This window comes from Moraxella sp. CTOTU48717 (genome assembly GCF_032057165.1).
Lineage (GTDB): Bacteria > Pseudomonadota > Gammaproteobacteria > Pseudomonadales > Moraxellaceae > Faucicola > Faucicola tetraodonis.
In genome coordinates, this window is record NZ_DAMBBC010000023.1 from 19,248 (window position 1) to 36,144 (window position 16,897).

The following is a 16,897-nucleotide window of genomic DNA, read 5'->3' on the forward strand; positions in this document are numbered from 1 at the left end:
TCGCATAAATTATTGCTCAATCGCATAATCAATGGTGACAACGAGCAAATATTGAATATTAATGTTTTTTTAGCGCGATGGTTTTCGCCAAATTGTCTAATTGCCGCATGGACTGTTTGTTATCCGTAGGCTGCTGATAGCGGATTTGTCGATATAGCGCGGCAAGTGCTTGAAGGGCTGCCTTATCGGTGACTTTTGGCTCAAGTCGAGTAAGCCAAGCCAACACCCCTTCACTATCCTGCCTTGCAAGCGTTTTGTCTTTTTTTGCCAAGCGATTGGATAACTGTACCATAATCCAATCATGCTTATCCCACACCCGGCGGCGGCGCCACCACAGCCACAATCCCAATAACGCAAGGACGCTCACAAGGGTGACAAACATCACCATCACTTGCTGATAGACAGATTGGATATTGAGCCATTTAAACAGCGATGACCGCTGGCGGTCTTGGTCATAGCCGACCACATCGCGTTGCCAATAGTAGCTAGCTTGGTCAAACAAGCGGCGCGCTTGCTGCAGCATTTGAAACTGCTGATAGCTAATTTGCCCTGCCACGCCCTCACCAAACATTTTTGCGCCAGCGTCTTGGGTGACAGTGTCCATACCCTGCTCGACCCGATTGGGTGCGACAAAGCCCGTAGGATCTACACGCACCCAGCCGCGCCCTTGCACCCAAATCTCGCTCCATGCATGGGCATCCATTTGCCGTACTTCCCAGCTTTTGCCATCACGCCCTAACCGCCCACCTTGATACCCGGCTACCACCCGAGCCGGCACACCTGCCGCTCGCATGAGGTAAGTAAAACTTGACGCATAATGCTCACAAAACCCTGCACGGGTAGCAAATAAAAAATCATCGATGCGATTACTACCCAAGGCAGGGGGTGATAAGGTGTAGCGAAACTGCTGGCTACGCATCCACTGGGCGATGGCGTTGGTATAAGCAATCGGGTCATCGCCTGCTTGGTGATAGAGTCGCTGGGCAAATTGGCGACTTTGCGGATTACCGCCTGCTGGCAATGCCAAATTGACCTGACGTTGCTGAGTAGATAAGGCTAAATTGATAGGCGCATCATCTAACCAATGCACTTGATAAGTAAACCGCTGATTGACAGTGTCCCAATACCGCAGGGTAAAATCCGACGTCAGCCCAATGCCTTGTTGGTTGGTTATCGGATAATCAAGCCCAAACAACCAATTTTGTCCCGTCTGCTCCAAAATCACCCGATAGTCAGGGATAACGGCTAAGGTAAAGCGTTTACTGAGCTTCAACGTCGGCAACAACCAATCAGCAAACGGCTGATCGGGCGTCCAAAGCGAGGTGCTAGGATTGGCTCGCCAGGTGGTGCCATCAAAATCAGAAAATACCAAACCGCGCCAATATAAATTTTGTTGGCTTGGCTGCTGATTGCCAAATTCCACCCGAAACGCCAATTCAGTCGATTGACTGAGGTTGGCAAAATCGCCCGGTGACATACTATCTGACATGCCCGTCTTTGCTTGCGCGCCGCTCAAATGCACCGACCATAGCGGCGGCAATCGAGGGAAAAATAAAAACAGAATAATGGTCAAAGGAATGGCTTGACCGACCAACAAGCCAAGCGTGCGGTAGCGTCCTGTACCATCATCATTTTGCGCAATCATGGCAAACAGCACGACCATCGTGCCAATCGCCACTTGTAGCGTTGTCATCAAATCTTGGTTGATTAAGAGCAGCCCTGCCAATACAAACAGTGATAAACTCAGCACCACATAGCCATCACGCCTGGTATGCAATTCAAGTAGCTTACTGACGGCACACAATAGCAAAAACGCGATACCGATATCCAATCCAAAGGCGGTACGATAGGTCAAATACAGCCCCACCAAACTTGCAATGAATCCTGTGTACTGTATCAACTGTAATGAGCGCGGACGATACAAAGCGTTAGGCAACCAACGTCGCAGGGGTTGCAATTGAAAGATGATAATAAAAAAGGCATACACCGATAGCCAAATGGGTAAATTTTTGACGTGAAAAGCCACAATCAACAGTTGAGACAGCAATATCCACTGAGTCGCCGAGATTTGGTTTAGGCGCTGAGATAAGGTTAAGCTAGGACGATTTGCGTTAGGGCGACTCATGGCGTTTTTGCCAATCTTAGCAAACATTGCTGACGAAATGCTTGTCCTTCACCTATTGCGCCTTCACCATCAGGCAGTCGCAATTGAAAAGCGATTTGGCTCTGGCTCAAACTCTCCACCCCGTAGCGCAGCTGGCTGAGTTTTTCTTCATGCGTTACCGCAGGCATTTGATAGTAATCAAGTAATTGCTGCTGCCCCACACTCTCCACAAAACGTTTTGACATGAGTCCTTGCCCGCGCGCGACATGCGCCCACGAAATACGCGCCAATGATTCCCCTGGGACATAATTATCCAACTGGTCAAAATCTTCCTGCCCTGCTTGGGTGTGTAAGGCAGCGGTTTGCTCATCATCGGATGGCACAAACTGACTGGCTTTCATCTCATAGCTCAGTGGCGCAGGATACACCCACGCGTGTCCTTCAAAAAACACATACGACCAAGCTTGCAAAATCCCTAAGGGATATACGGTAGTCACCGTGAGTCTGGGTAACACAAATTTGCCGCGTTTGTCGGCTGTTAACCATAAGCTCACCTGTTGCGGCGCTTGTATTTGACTGACCAACAGCCAACCATTTGGTGCGGACTGTGCATTGGGTTTGCGATGTATCGGCTGTTTAAAATCGAAGGCATTGTTGGCAAAACTTAACCGAATTTGCCGATGCGGCTGCCTTGACTCACTACTAATTTGCAATCGCACTTGCACCTTGCCACCCACTTGTGTATCGCTGATATCCACCAGTTTGATTTGTAACCCTGCCAAGTGGGCAAAGGTATAATGGATGGTCACCACGAGTAGACTACCTAGCAAAAAGCACAAACCCAATACCAAATTATTGGCATAATTAATCCCTGCGACAAAGGTAATGATGAGTAAAAAAGCGTACAGCAATCCTTCTTTACTCAAAAAAATATATACGTTGCGCAGGTTGAGGGTGATGTCGCGGCTAATCGGCGCTCGACGCTTAAACCATGTTTGCAAGTAGTTTTCAAGTCGCTGGCGAATGGCAAACATGATAGGCGCGGGCTCTTAATTGGGATAATTTAATCGGATAATAAAAATACAGCAATGAGAAAGTTTTTAACGCTAAAATACTTTATACATCATGATACATCATGGTTTACACCAGTACCGGCACTTGGCGTAACAACTGGGTCGCAATCGATTGCGGCTGCTCACCGCCCAAATGATTAAATGGTATAAAAGCTTGCCCCAAGCGATGATCGACGACGGCAGCAAATACCGCTTGGATATCTTCTGGCGTCACTTCATTGTAGCCACCCAAATAAGCAAAGGCTTGTGCCGCTTGCTTGAGCGCTAGGACACCACGGGTAGATAGACCATGATAGTCTCGGCTCTCACGCGTTTTTGCTACCAATCGCTGTAAGTAGTCAATCACAACATCTGCGATATATATATCTTTGGCTTGCGCTTGTGCCTGCTGCAATGACTGGGTATCTAACATCGGGGTAATTTGACTCAGCATTTGACGTCTATCTTTACCCAGTAGCAACTCTCGCTCTGCATTAACTGAGGGATAACCCAGCGATAAACACATCAAAAACCGATCGAGCTGTGACTCAGGTAAAATAAACACACCCGATTGCTGCGTCGGGTTTTGGGTAGCAATCACAAAAAAAGGTTCAGGGAGTTTTCGTGTTACCCCATCTTGCGACACTTGCCGCTCTTCCATCGCCTCTAACAGGGCAGATTGGGTTTTTGGGCTTGAGCGATTAATTTCATCGGCAAGTAACAACTGACAAAATATCGGACCTGGCTTAAATTCAAACGTGCCAGTATCGGTTTTATACAGCGAAATTCCTAAAATATCGGCAGGTAGCATATCGCTGGTAAATTGTACCCGATTAAACGATAACCCCAAATGGTTGGCAATCGCGTGCGCTAGCGTGGTTTTACCCATTCCTGGTAAATCTTGAAGCAGTAAATGACCGTTGGCTAACAAACAAGCGACCGCCAACTTCACTACCTCAGGTTTATCCAACACGATCTCATTAATACTCACTAACATGGCTTGCAATCGTTGTTGTAACGGCTGATTGTCTAAGTTACCCATCACCATGTGGTCTATCCTTTAAAGGTTTAAATGTTGTTTATCAATCATGTTAACTAAAAATATCACTAAAAGGCATAGGCTGCCACTGCCCTAGCGAAATCATTGTGGATAAGGCATAGCCACAAAGCAATTTAACGAAGCGTCGAAATATAAGCAATAATATCTTGGCGGACTTTGGCATCAGCAATCGGGTCAGAACGCATACGCGTTCCTGCGATAGTTTGTTTTGGATCGGCGATATATTTATCCAAATTTTCCGCTGTCCACGTCATATTGCTGTTTTTCAGTGCGTCTGTGTATTGATAATCGGTTAACAAGGCGGATTTTGCCCCATAAATACGCAGCAATTGTGGGCCTTTCTCGTTATTTCCTGGCTGTAGCTTGTGGCATTTTAGACAGGCTTCTTCGTATTGCTTTTTACCGTTATCGGCATCCCCTTGGCTATAAACGGGCAAGGTAACCGCTGGGCGCTCGGCGGGTGGCTGATGTTGACAACCTGTCGCAATGACGATACAAAGACCCAATCCTAGCATAGGCAATCGGTTTGATTTATGAATGATTGTTTGGTGCATTTTGGCTAACTCGTTTTTACTTTATAAATTCAGCGCTTGGATTTAGCTGGTTTCATTCTCGATGTGCATGGTGTCACTCGCTTTTTGCAAATATGCCCCTTGCAAATAACGCGCACCGACTGTCCACGCCGCTGACATGGCGGCAGGGTCTTCAATAAAGGGCATCAAACAACTGGAGCCGCGCTCAGTGATTTCGCGCACCACCGTTGCCACGGTATTGACATTGTCATTGTTGCTCAAATCTTTGATATAGCTGCGATCGAGTCGTACCAGCTGTGGTTTGACAAATTCTAATACTTCCATCGCATTGACTGCTGAGCCAAAGTTATAGATACCTAGGTGACAACCTATTTGGTTAAGCGCATTACTTTGTTTGGCTGCCACCGCCAGATGATCCATTACCATGGTCTCATTAAACTGTAAGGTCAATATCCCTTGCTCGCTGGTCTCTAACGCTTGCATCAATCGACTCATAAAGCTTGGCAAGGTGGCATCTGCTAGTGATATCTGGCTTAAATGCACTAATAATCGGGTACTGGCATCGACCTCATGACGGTAACGTTTTAAATCTTTACAGGCTTGAATTAACACCCAACGGTCGATTTTATCCATCAACTGATGTCGGGTCGCCACTTCTAAGAATTTATCAGGTGCCATTAAGCTGCCATCTGCCAGGGGCAGGCGTAAAAACACCTCAAACATGTTACTGACATCGTTTTCAACGTCATAAATCGGCTGATATAATAATTTAAATTTGCTGTGTTCTAGGGCATCACGTAGCGATTCGTACAGCGCACTGTCATCACTGCTGGCAAAACTACTTGGGTCATATAGATAGAATAAATCTTTATCGTCGTTACTGTCTTTATTGGCTTTGGCTGCCATGCCGACGGCTTGGATGACACGGTTAATAATACTATTGGTATCAGGTGCACTGGCGTTGACTAAGGTTGCACCAATTGTTACTGTGGTTTTAACCGTACGATGACCAATTTCAATAATGGTGCTATTAATATCGGCAACCAATTTTTGTCCCAATGCTGTCAAATCTTGTTGCCGCATATTAGGGACAATCAGCATAAACATGCTATCATTAAAACGGCTCAAATAGCCATTTTTCACCCGCTCTACCCCAATAATCTCAGTAAGATGTTGCTCAAGAATATTGGCAACGGCAACCACCACCCCATCAATTCCTTCAATCCCCACACTGGCATGGATTTTACCAATATTATCGACGCGTAGCGCCATCAAACCCACCGATAGGTTGTTCTCAACAATCACGTCACGCAGTCGGTTAAACAGTCTTTCAAAACCATGACGATTAAATAGCCCTGTGATTGAGTCAATGCGTTCCATCGCCTCAAGTTTTTTGGCAAGCTCAGCACTATTGGCTTGTTCATTGGGCTGGATAATGACTTGTAGGCACGGCTGACCGTCATAGGTAGCAGCCGCTAACTGCAGTTTAGCGGCGAAGGTGGTATTATCTTTTCTCACACTTTCAAATTCAAATTCGACGTTTGTACGGTTGCCTTTTTCAAAGTCTTTTAAAAACGTTTTGAAATCTTGGATATTATTGCTCGCAATCAAGTCAACGACCGGCACCCCCATCAGTTCATCGAGCGTTTTAACCCCAAACATTTCAAGATAGGGCTCATTGGCATAAATATGTAAACCATCTTCAATATAAGCCACTGCACTCTTGGAGTTTTTGATAAGAATATTGGCACGCTGTTCGGCATCGCTCAACACCATTTTTAGCCGCTCAAGCTCGCGCCCTAGTTTATGATGCTCGTGTTCACGGCAGATACGAATGGCCATGCGCAGTAACTTATTTTTGCGCAAAGCATCCGCTGCACCCCAATAGGTATATAAAGGTAATAACTTATGGGTTTTATCAGGGTCGCTAACAAGCTGGGTCTGGGCTTGCTCATTGGCAGTTAATGCCTCTGGGTAATGAGTAGCATCATCAGACAACAGAGCGATGACGGGGATGTGAGCATCGTGGGCTTTTAAAATCTCTTTGACGTCTTTAAACGATAAATCATACGCATTCCCCATCAAAATAATGTCCCAAGACTGGCGCAATAACTTTATCAGCTCGTCTTTGGCATCCAAAAATCCTAAATTAACCTGTCTATAATAATGTTTTTCTAATAACCCAACCAACTGCTCGGCATACAGCTGGTTATCATCAATGATTAACAGATTGAGTTGGTTGTGTTTTTGCATCGATTCACTATCCCATTAAACGCTTGCCCATTAACGCTTGGTTTATAGAGCCATGTGCAAGCTATTATAAGCGAACTGTTTGATAAATTATTTATAATATTAGATTCAATTTCTTATTATATGATTAATCTTTCAAAACGGCTACAAGGATATGAAAATCTTTTATTTTTAATGAGTTAGAGTTAAAATGGCAGATTTTGTTGCCATTTCTTAGCGGTTAAGTTTACGGAATTCTTACAAAAGCGTATTCTTCGATATCATCAGTCATATCAAGTAGCTCAGTCAGACGCACGTTAATTTCCTTGCTCTCAATACGCACCACTAGCTTGTCTGCCACTTGGTAGCCAAAGCGTGCCATCAGCAAACGGGGCTGGGTATCAGCGTTGTTTGGATCGCTAGAGATAATAAATGCCGCAACAAAATGTGGCTGACGGCCACCCGCATTTTGAAAGCGCACGCCACAGGGAATGGCATTTTGACAATGCACTCGCACTTGTGCCTCAATTTCTAAGTAGGTCTTGTTGGTGGGTTGACCGGTTGGCGTATCGATAAAACCTTGACGGTTATCTTTAATGTAGCCGAGCTGCCAAGTTTTTGCGCCATTAACCTTTCGCAGCGCAATTAAGCAATTGACTTGCAATTGCCTCAGCGGATGATAGCTATCGCCACGGCTGCTGCTTGGATATGGGTCAACGATTTGATTGGCGTAGCTAAACACGTGCGACAGGCACATGGATTGGGGATTTTCTTTGTTCAGCTCCACAACGGTAGATTTTTTAAGATACGCCGTATGTTGAGTTTTGGGTTTTAACCGCTCAGACAACTCATTGGCATGAATGAGATTGCCCAAACTGGTTTTATTCGCAAGCATGTAATGGATATTATTGAATCCAAGTACCACTTCACATTTTGAATGGTTCTGATGATAGTCTGCCGCTGGTTTTAACCCATCTTGGATATTATTCAATACCAATTTGGCCTGACGCGCGCTATTTTTTATCTCAGCCTCGCTACTGTTTTGACCTTGGCTAATGGTTTGATGTAAGTGTTTAAATAACCGACTAAACATCACAAACAGGCAATTGCTGGTTACTGCAAAGGGATTGAATGTATCATCGATTTCTAGCAGTTTGGGCGGCTGCTTACCTTCTAAATCAATATATAGGTAAGGTTTTTCAACCAAATCTTTACTGATAATGAGCTCTTCAATCCACTGGGTACTTACTTTTTGAATGGCCAAAATATCGGCACGCCGACAAGCATACGGATTGGTGACTGCCACCATCAAGCAGTGAAAATAAATATCCTCAATCGATAGCGGTGCGCCCTGTTTGCTATACTCATTGGCAGAATGCAGTTTGATTGGCAAGGAGATAGACTGCCAATCATTAGTGACCGCAAATCGATAGCAGGCATTCAGATATTGCCAAATCACCTGTGTATCTTTACGATAGCCGATATATTTTTCAAACAGCGATTGGCGCAGTAATAGCATGGTACTGTAGAGGGAGCGCTGAATGACTTGAGTGGAGGTAAGTGATTGAGGTGTTTGGCGAAATAGGCTAATGATGCCTTTTTTCTCAGCCACTTCAGGTCGAGCCGCTGCCCGTTGCCAGATGACATGGTAAAACATGATGCCTAGATAAAGCACTGATAGCACGGTATCTAAGCCTTGCTGTTTTTCTTCATCCAAAATCCCCGGCTGGGTTTGGTAATTCACCCGCAATTTGCCAAGTAATACGCTGACGGCTTTATTAACCTCATCAAATAATGCAAAGCGTTTGACATCATCAATATCGGCAAACATCAACTGGTTTATCACGAATTTATATTCGTCATACATCTCACACGCCGACATACGATTAAATTGTATCTGCCAATCGGTCGTATCCTGCAATGAACTCTGCGTCACTTTAAGTTCAATAGGACTGGTCGGTGTATCGTTTATGCGCTGTAAGAAATCGTCTAGTGTGAGATCCGTAACCATTTTTTTGCACCAAAATGCACAACATTTTTCGACTTATTTAACAACAATAAATAACATAAAAACCAAATTTTATCTAGATATTTTAAGATAATTGTACTATTTATCAGATAAGTAACAGATAATCTTTTATTTTAGTTGTTGTTTTTCAACAAATTTTAGTGGTCATACAAATCAATGGGTGTCTTAAATGGCTTATTAGGTAATTCTCGTACTAACTTTGGCACCAAGTAGCCAGCACATTTGGCGAGTAATTCCCAGTACAGAGAGACTGCTTGCTCATCTGAAATATAAAAATGGCTCGCCCCGGCAACTTTATCAAGCACATGCAAATAATAGGGTAATACGCCCGCTTGCCATAATTTTTCGTTTAAGCTTGCAAGCGTATTTGCATCGTCATTAATCGACTTGAGTAGCACGGTTTGGTTAAGTAAAGTAACACCTGCTTTTTTTGCCTTAGCCAAAAATATTTGTGTTTCTTGGTCGATTTCATTGGGGTGATTGGCATGAATGACTATGACGATGTGACAGCGGCTGTTAGCAAATCGCGCAAGTAACGGCTCATCTAAGCGCTCAGGAATCATCACAGGTACACGGGTGTGGATACGAATGGTCTGCACTTGCGGTAGTGCTTCAAGGGTGGTGAAAATCTCCAATAAACGACGATTGCTCAGCGATAACGGGTCGCCGCCACTTAAAATCACCTCATTGATGGCGGGGTGCGCTGTGATGTAGGCACTGATGGCTTGCCAATCGTTTTGGGTTGGTAGATTCTCGTGGTAGTCAAAGTGCTGGCGAAAACAATAGCGACAATTGACCACGCAAGCCCCGGTGACAGGAATCAGCACACGTGATGCGTATTTATGAATGATGCCTTTGACCGGATTGGCGTGTTGTTCATCGAGTGGGTCGGTGACAAAGCCGGTGACTTGTACCGTTTCTTGAAACGTCGGCAACACTTGCTTAAGCAGAGGGTCATTAATATCGCCTTTCCCCATTTTTTGCACAAAGCGACGCGGCACTTTTAGGGGAAATTGACCGACCTGACTATCAAAACTATCTATCGGCAAATCCAACGCTTGCGCTAATTCAGCAAAGCTCGTGATAGTGTCAGAAAACGCATTTTGCCAGTTTTTTTGTGTCGCCAAATAGTTTATCATATAGTGTTTATCCAATTGTCAATGCCGCTTGCTGATAACGCCTGTTGCGGATAGGGTTACCCCGTAGGCAGCGCGTTTTTAGCAAATTGGCTATTATACAAAGATTTGATTTACCTCGGTTATTTTTTAGTCGCAACACCTTATTAGGAAATTTTATGGCAACTTACTCAACCAATGAATTTAAAGCTGGCTTAAAAGTCATGCACGAAGGCAACCCCTTTGCAATTTTAGAAAATGAATACGTTAAACCAGGTAAAGGTCAAGCATTCAACCGCGTCAAAATGCGTAACCTAAGAACGGGTAAAGTATTAGAAAACACCTTTAAATCTGGCGATAGTCTTGAAGGCGCTGACGTTGTTGATACTGAAATGAACTACCTATACAACGATGGCGAATTCTGGCACTTTATGCACCCAGAAAGCTTTGAGCAGCTACAAGCCGACAAAAACGCGATGGGCGATGCGGCGAAATGGTTAAAAGAAAATAGCAACGAAGAATGTACCATTACCCTATTCAATGGCGTGCCTTTAAGCGTTGCTGCGCCAAACTTTGTTGAGTTAGTGATTACCGAAACTGACCCAGGTCTAAAAGGCGATACATCAGGTGGCGGCGGTAAACCTGCAACTCTTGAAACAGGCGCGGTAGTACGTGTGCCATTATTTGTCCAACAAGGCGAAAAAATCAAAGTCGATACCCGCACTGGCGAATACCTATCACGGGTACAATAATATATTCTATTACCAAGAATTTTGAAAAAATAAAAGCCCAACTAACTGTTGGGCTTTTATTTTTTAACATGTGATTGAAAAATTTTTTGTTACGCTGTCACACTGACGTAGCATCATAAAAAAATCATTCGTCAAACGCGCATGGAAAAAATGATTACCCAAATAGAACAACAAATGAAATAATTCACCAAGATAATCAAACTAGCGTTAGCTCAAACCGCTAAAATACCAAGACAAACTAAAAGGCAAGTTAATATACAAATACCAATATAGACAACTCAAGGATATATCATGCCAGAACTCACCCCGCCAGAAACCAGCCCTGTCATCACCCTTGAAGCGCCGCAACCCGTTGCCGTTGTGCCACAAGACGAAGCCGACCAACTGGTCAAACTTGACCTAACCAAAGTGCCTGAACTTGATGCCAAAGTGAACGATTTTGTGATGCATGTATTACAAACCCCTGTCAACACGTCTGTATTCGATGAGAAAGTCAAAGCCATTCATCAGCTAGGTAGTGCCGAAATTCGCGCTTCCGCGCAGATTGCAAATCGCATGCTTGATCGTCCTGCCAAAAGCATGGATAAAGCCTTATTTGACAACTCCCCGATTGCCAAATCCTTGACTGAGCTACGCAGCGTGGTCGAAGACCTAGATCCAAGCCGACAAGGTTCGCTGTCAAGTCCACGCAAATTTTTGGGCATCATCCCAATGGGCAAATCCGTACAAGATTATTTTCGTAAATACCAATCTTCGCAAAACCATATCAATGCCATCATCGAAAGCCTGTATCACGGCAAAGATGAACTGATGAAAGACAATGCCAGCATTGAGCAAGAAAAGGTCAATATGTGGGCACTGATGCAGTCGCTCCGTCAATATATTTATGTCGGTCAAAAAATTGATGAACGTCTAGAGCAAAAAATCGGTGAGCTTGAAGCCACTGACCCTGAAAAAGCACGCGTAGTCAAAGAAGAATTGCTGTTTTATCTCCGCCAAAAAAACATGGATTTTTTGACCCAACTGGCGGTGAACATCCAAGGGTATTTGGCGCTTGATATGATTCGCAAAAACAACTTAGAGCTTATCAAAGGTGTTGACCGTGCCACGACGACAACGGTTGCTGCGCTGCGTACTGCGGTGATGGTGTCACAAGCGCTGAGTAGTCAAAAACTGGTGCTCGACCAAATCAATGCGTTAAATTCGACCACAAGTAGTTTGATTGAATCAACCTCAGTGCTATTAAAACGCCAAACCGCACAGGTACACGAGCAAGCCAGTAGTAGCTCAGTAGATATGGAAAAACTGCAAAAAGCCTTTAACCATATCTATGAAACTATGGACGCGATTGACGACTTCAAAGTCAAAGCATTGGGTAATATGCAACAAACAGTCAACGTACTAACCCAAGAAGTCGATAAAGCCCAAACTTATCTTGACCGCGCCAATCGCCAAACGGTGATTGATGTTGCAAACAACTTGCAAATTGACGATAAAAAATTGGGTGAGGTTAAAATCTAGCCAATCAATATGACTGGCAAAAACAGGGATGTTTGTGATTTCACCTTATCTCAAAAATGCCCCTTTTTATCACAAAAGGATATTTGATGACTTACTACTATAATAAACCATCAAAGTATTTCAACACTTATCTAGCACTTGGTGTTGGCTTCGCTGCGATCATTAGCCTTTCTGCTTGTAGCAAATCTGGTAACAGCACCGCAAAAGATGAGGCACCTGCAACTGTCAACATTACCAGTGAACAAGCCATCAATAACCCTGATTCGCTATATATCTTGGCAGGTTCAGAACTCAAAGATATTGAGCCTTTTTTGGATGATATCAAAGCCAAAACTGGCATATCTATCAAACTTGACTATACTGGCACAATTGATGGTGCCGAAGCCATCGCACAAGGTAAAAAAGCCGATGGGGCTTGGTTTTCACATGGTAAATATCTCAGCCTTATCAATGGCAAACAAATCATCACCCAAACTCCGATTATGCTGTCGCCCGTGATTATGGGTGTCAAACAAAGCAAAGCCCAGCAGTTAGATTTGGTTAGTGCTGATGGCAAGACCGCCAAAACAGATATCACTTGGCAAACTATTGCGCAGAAAGCCAACAATGGTGAACTTAAATATGCTATGACCAACCCCGCATCTAGCAATTCGGGTTTTACTGCACTCATGGGTGTGGTTTCTGCTTTTGCTGGGACATCCGATGCGCCAACTGAAGCTGATATTGCCAAAGCACAACCTAAGCTAAAGCAATTTTTTAAAGGTCAAACCTTGACTGCTGGTAGTTCTGGCTGGCTTGCGGATGCCTTCGTCAAAAATTTGGATACTACCAACAACCTGGACGGCATGATCAATTACGAATCCGTATTGATGCAATTGAACAAAAGCAGCAAGCTCAAAGAGCCTTTAGTTTTGCTATATCCTAAAGAGGGAATCATCACCGCTGACTATCCGCTTATGTTATTAAATACCAGCAAACAAGCCGCGTATGACAAAGTTGTTTCGTATCTTAAAACAGCAGAATTTCAAACCAAATTAATGCAACAAACCTTTCGCCGTCCAGTCAATAGTAGCGTCAAACTTGATTCAAGTTTTAATCAAGCGATGATGGTTGAGTTACCTTTCCCAAATGCCAAGACGGTAATTAACAGCATTCTTGGCTCATATATGAATGAGTTACGCTTGCCCGCTCGTCCGATTTTTATCATTGATACTTCAGGCTCGATGTCTGGGAATGGCATGGAGCAGCTAAAAAAAGCATTGATGACATTAACCGATGGCGATGGTACTACAATGGGCGATTTTGCCAAATTCTCTGAACGTGAGCAAGTCACTTTTATTCCATTTAATAGTACACCAGAGGCAGAAAAGCAATATACCATCGGTAAAGATGCCAAAGCCCGTGAACCAGTACGCCAATTTGTGAAAGACCTTACTGCAGGTGGTGGTACAGCGATTTATAGTTCACTACACAAAGGCTATCAAGAAATTGTCGCGCGACAATCCAATGCTGCCATTGCCCAACCGTACTACGATACTATTGTCCTTATGACCGATGGCCAAAATACCAACGGTGAAAATTTTGAAGCATTTGAAAAGTTTTACAACACACTACCTGCCAATGCCAAGAATGTCAAAACTTTTACTGTGCTATTTGGCGATGCCGATCCGACCGAAATGCAAAAAATTGCCGATTTGACGGCTGGTAAAGTATTCGATGGACGAAAAGAGAATTTAGCCAATGTATTCAAGCAAATCCGTGGTTATCAATAAAACTTAGACAAAATCACAAGGAAAACGAAACCGCTATGCAACGTTTTTGGTTATTTTTTTATGGATTACCCAATATATTTGGCTTAGCTTTTTTGTTGATTGCGCTAATAAGCTATGTTTGGCTGGCTTTGACGACCAATGATATCAGCTCGACAATGGTATTTTTAGTAGCGGTCATATTGGCTTATCCGCTAGGGTGGTTATTCGGTTTTCTAATCCGCAAAAAAGATGACATGTTGCACTTTCAGCAGACCTTAACTGCCGAGCAAATTACCGATGAATTAAACCGCTTAATGCATAAAGTCAAAAACCGAATCTCGCCAGATTCCTATACGCATTTGCAAAATATTCAAAGTTCAATCATGTCGGTATTGCCACAATTGGTCGCGGGTCGCTTTGCCAATCAAGATTTATTTACTATCAAAAAGACAGTATTCGATTATCTGCCTACCACCCTTGAAAACTACTTAAAATTACCATCCGTCTATGCCTCTATGCATGTCGTTCAGGATGGTAAAACACCTAAAATGCTACTCAATGAACAACTCGCCTTGATTGATAATAGTATGCAACAGGTGGTACACAGTATCTACAATGAGGACGCACAAGCTTTATTAGTCAATCAGCGATTTTTGGAAAACCGCCTGCAACAGCCCAATTTTTTGGGTTAGCAATTGGAATTTATCAAGTTGTCGTTTAAAGAGTAACTTCACAAGGCAGACAAGCGATGACTTTTGCAACCGCCGCTTCGAGCTGACTGCTATCGCTCGGCATGACAGTGATATGACCAATTTTTCGACCTTCGCGCTCTTCTTTATCATAATTGTGCACGTGCACGCCAGCGATGGATAGGACTTCCTCCAGTTTTGGGTACTCTCCGATGACATTTAGCATGACAGAGGGTTTGACAATGGCTGTGTCTCCCAATGGCAACCCCGCCACCGCACGCATATGATTTTCAAATTGACTGGTTACCGCGCCTTCAATACTCCAGTGCCCTGAGTTGTGCACGCGGGGTGCGATTTCATTGGCAAGCAATTTTTCAGCGCCGCCTTCAGAAGTCACAAATAATTCTAACGTCAACACGCCCACATAGTTTAAATGTTCGAGCAATTTTTTGATATTACTTTGGGCTTGTTCGGTCAATTGCTCGACTTTCGGTGCTGGTGCGGTTGATTTGGCTAAAATACCATTGCTATGCTCATTTTGCACGAGCGGATAATAGCGGATTTCACCGTTTTGGGCGCGCACGGCAATGATAGATACTTCACGCTCAAAGTGAATAAAGCCTTCGGCAATGAGCGGCGCTGTTTTGGTTGCGTCGCCAAGTTCTGCCCACGCGGTGTCAATTTGGTCAGCGGATTTGACCACAAACTGCCCTTTGCCATCATAGCCCCCGCGTGTGGTTTTGAGTACCAAAGGCAATCCCAATTTATCGGCGGCGGCTTGGATATCGGCTTTGCTATGCACCGCCATAAAAGGCACGGTGGCGATATCTAATTGGTTAAACAAGTTTTTTTCATTTAACCGATCTTGTGCCACTGATAGCGCAAATGACGATGGGTATAAGGTTTTGGTCGATTCCAAAAACTGGGCAGGTTTGAGTGGGGTGTTTTCAAATTCTAAGGTAAAAATATCGCAGCTTTGGGCAAAATCTTCAAATTGCTCGCTACTAAACACTTTGCCCAGTAAGCGTGCAGGGCAATTGGCACTATCCTCCAAAAACACGCAGCGGATGCCGAGTGGCAACGCCGCTTGCGCCAACATCATACCTAGCTGTCCGCCACCTAAAATCCCAATCGTTTTGACAGAATAATTGGAATGATTGATGGTATAAAAATTGGCGGTTTGCATAGGCATGGTGGCGGCTCTTTTTGATAAGTGAAACACAGAAGAAAAATTATGGCTCATTATAAAGGATTTGCCCACAAATAAAAAATCCAAGCACAAAAAAACCCATAAGTCTTTAGTCTTATGGGTTCAACAAATCAATGAATAGGCGTTACGCATTAACTGTAATGCACGGGTTCTTCGTCATACACATTGGCATGCCACTGCGAGAGCTGCTTTTGCATTAAGGTTTGAATGGCAGCATGAATCATGCTTTGACCAATCAACTGGGTATCATCCCCCAACAGTTCTTTCACTTTGTCAGAAAATTCAATACTTACCAAGTCTTCTGACTCGTCATTCGAGGTACGTAGTACCATCTTGCCATCATCTTGCTCGACAAACTCCAGCATCATCGCTTCTGCTTTGGCATCCTTTGCTGCTTGCAGTAGGCTGTGGTAATCTGATTTTGTATCTTTTTGCATCGTCGCTCCTCAATCTTTTATCCGCCCCAGTGACTACTTTGGTTACTACCTTAATAACTATCTTACGAGCTAGGGTAATCAACCTTATGGTCACCCTGTGATATCGCTTTCATCAACGTAAGCATGGTTTAACGCTTGCATCTTTTTAAAAGCTTGTTAACAGCTTATTAACAGGGTTTGGCATATTGCATGATGATTAAAATGGCGGCTTTAACGGTAAAAATCAAGCATAATTTGTGATATTAACACAGCGACTACAATGCATAATGCTTAAGGGTTGCTGTGATAAATTATTGAGCGACCCGATTTAGCGACCCGGTGAACTAAGGTACTCCCCAATGTCTAGACCAAATAATCACAAAATTAAGATAGAATTGGGTTGATAAAGCACAGGATTAACCGAACTATTGTTATC

General features: G+C 43.8%; 13 protein-coding genes. 4 read left to right on the forward strand and 9 right to left on the reverse strand.

The window, feature by feature from the left end; genetic code table 11:
- Positions 1-58: 58 nt before the first annotated feature.
- From RT084_RS11115 to epmB, 7 genes are all read right to left on the reverse strand, one after another.
- On the reverse strand, positions 59-2,125 hold the full coding sequence (locus RT084_RS11115) for a transglutaminase TgpA family protein (protein ID WP_312385321.1): 2,067 nt from the start codon (positions 2,123-2,125) through the stop codon (positions 59-61).
- Entirely contained in the window at positions 2,122-3,138 is a 1,017-nt protein-coding gene (locus RT084_RS11120) for a DUF58 domain-containing protein (protein ID WP_312385323.1), read from the reverse strand. Before RT084_RS11120 ends, RT084_RS11115 begins: the two co-directional genes overlap by 4 nt.
- A 106-nt stretch (positions 3,139-3,244) precedes the next feature.
- On the reverse strand, positions 3,245-4,204 hold the full coding sequence (locus tag RT084_RS11125; protein ID WP_312385325.1) for an AAA family ATPase: 960 nt from the start codon (positions 4,202-4,204) through the stop codon (positions 3,245-3,247).
- Between the two features lie 125 nt (positions 4,205-4,329).
- Entirely contained in the window at positions 4,330-4,770 is a 441-nt protein-coding gene (locus RT084_RS11130; RefSeq protein ID WP_312385326.1) for a c-type cytochrome, read from the reverse strand.
- A gap of 42 nt (positions 4,771-4,812) precedes the next feature.
- Positions 4,813-7,002, reverse strand: coding sequence for a GGDEF/EAL domain-containing response regulator (locus RT084_RS11135; RefSeq protein ID WP_313100063.1), 2,190 nt, complete (start codon positions 7,000-7,002; stop codon positions 4,813-4,815).
- 223 nt (positions 7,003-7,225) lie between these two features.
- Complete coding sequence (locus tag RT084_RS11140) at positions 7,226-8,989, reverse strand: hypothetical protein (protein ID WP_313100065.1); 1,764 nt, start codon at positions 8,987-8,989, stop codon at positions 7,226-7,228.
- A gap of 155 nt (positions 8,990-9,144) precedes the next feature.
- The gene (gene epmB / locus RT084_RS11145) at positions 9,145-10,146 is read right to left on the reverse strand and encodes an EF-P beta-lysylation protein EpmB (RefSeq protein ID WP_065253445.1); all 1,002 of its coding nucleotides are present in this window, start codon (positions 10,144-10,146) and stop codon (positions 9,145-9,147) included.
- Positions 10,147-10,301: 155 nt separating this feature from the next.
- Between epmB and efp the strand changes: the two genes are divergently transcribed.
- The 4 genes from efp to RT084_RS11165 all read left to right on the forward strand — a co-directional run bounded on the left by efp (position 10,302) and on the right by RT084_RS11165 (position 14,838).
- Positions 10,302-10,874 (forward strand): elongation factor P, encoded by a 573-nt coding sequence (gene efp, locus RT084_RS11150; RefSeq protein WP_065253446.1) that lies wholly within the window; start codon positions 10,302-10,304, stop codon positions 10,872-10,874.
- A 291-nt stretch (positions 10,875-11,165) separates the two neighbouring features.
- A complete protein-coding gene (locus tag RT084_RS11155) occupies positions 11,166-12,395 on the forward strand; it encodes a toxic anion resistance protein (protein ID WP_312385333.1) in 1,230 nt (409 codons plus the stop codon).
- Positions 12,396-12,481: 86 nt separating this feature from the next.
- On the forward strand, positions 12,482-14,167 hold the full coding sequence (locus RT084_RS11160) for a VWA domain-containing protein (protein WP_203172349.1): 1,686 nt from the start codon (positions 12,482-12,484) through the stop codon (positions 14,165-14,167).
- Positions 14,168-14,202: 35 nt separating this feature from the next.
- Positions 14,203-14,838: a hypothetical protein gene (locus tag RT084_RS11165; protein WP_203172350.1), complete on the forward strand. Its 636-nt coding sequence runs from the start codon at positions 14,203-14,205 to the stop codon at positions 14,836-14,838.
- Between the two features lie 25 nt (positions 14,839-14,863).
- On the opposite strand, the gene RT084_RS11170 is transcribed toward RT084_RS11165, so the two are convergent.
- Entirely contained in the window at positions 14,864-16,021 is a 1,158-nt protein-coding gene (locus tag RT084_RS11170; RefSeq protein ID WP_312385369.1) for a 5-(carboxyamino)imidazole ribonucleotide synthase, read from the reverse strand.
- Positions 16,022-16,176: 155 nt separating this feature from the next.
- Positions 16,177-16,482: a hypothetical protein gene (locus RT084_RS11175; protein WP_095356629.1), complete on the reverse strand. Its 306-nt coding sequence runs from the start codon at positions 16,480-16,482 to the stop codon at positions 16,177-16,179.
- Positions 16,483-16,897: the final 415 nt, after the last annotated feature.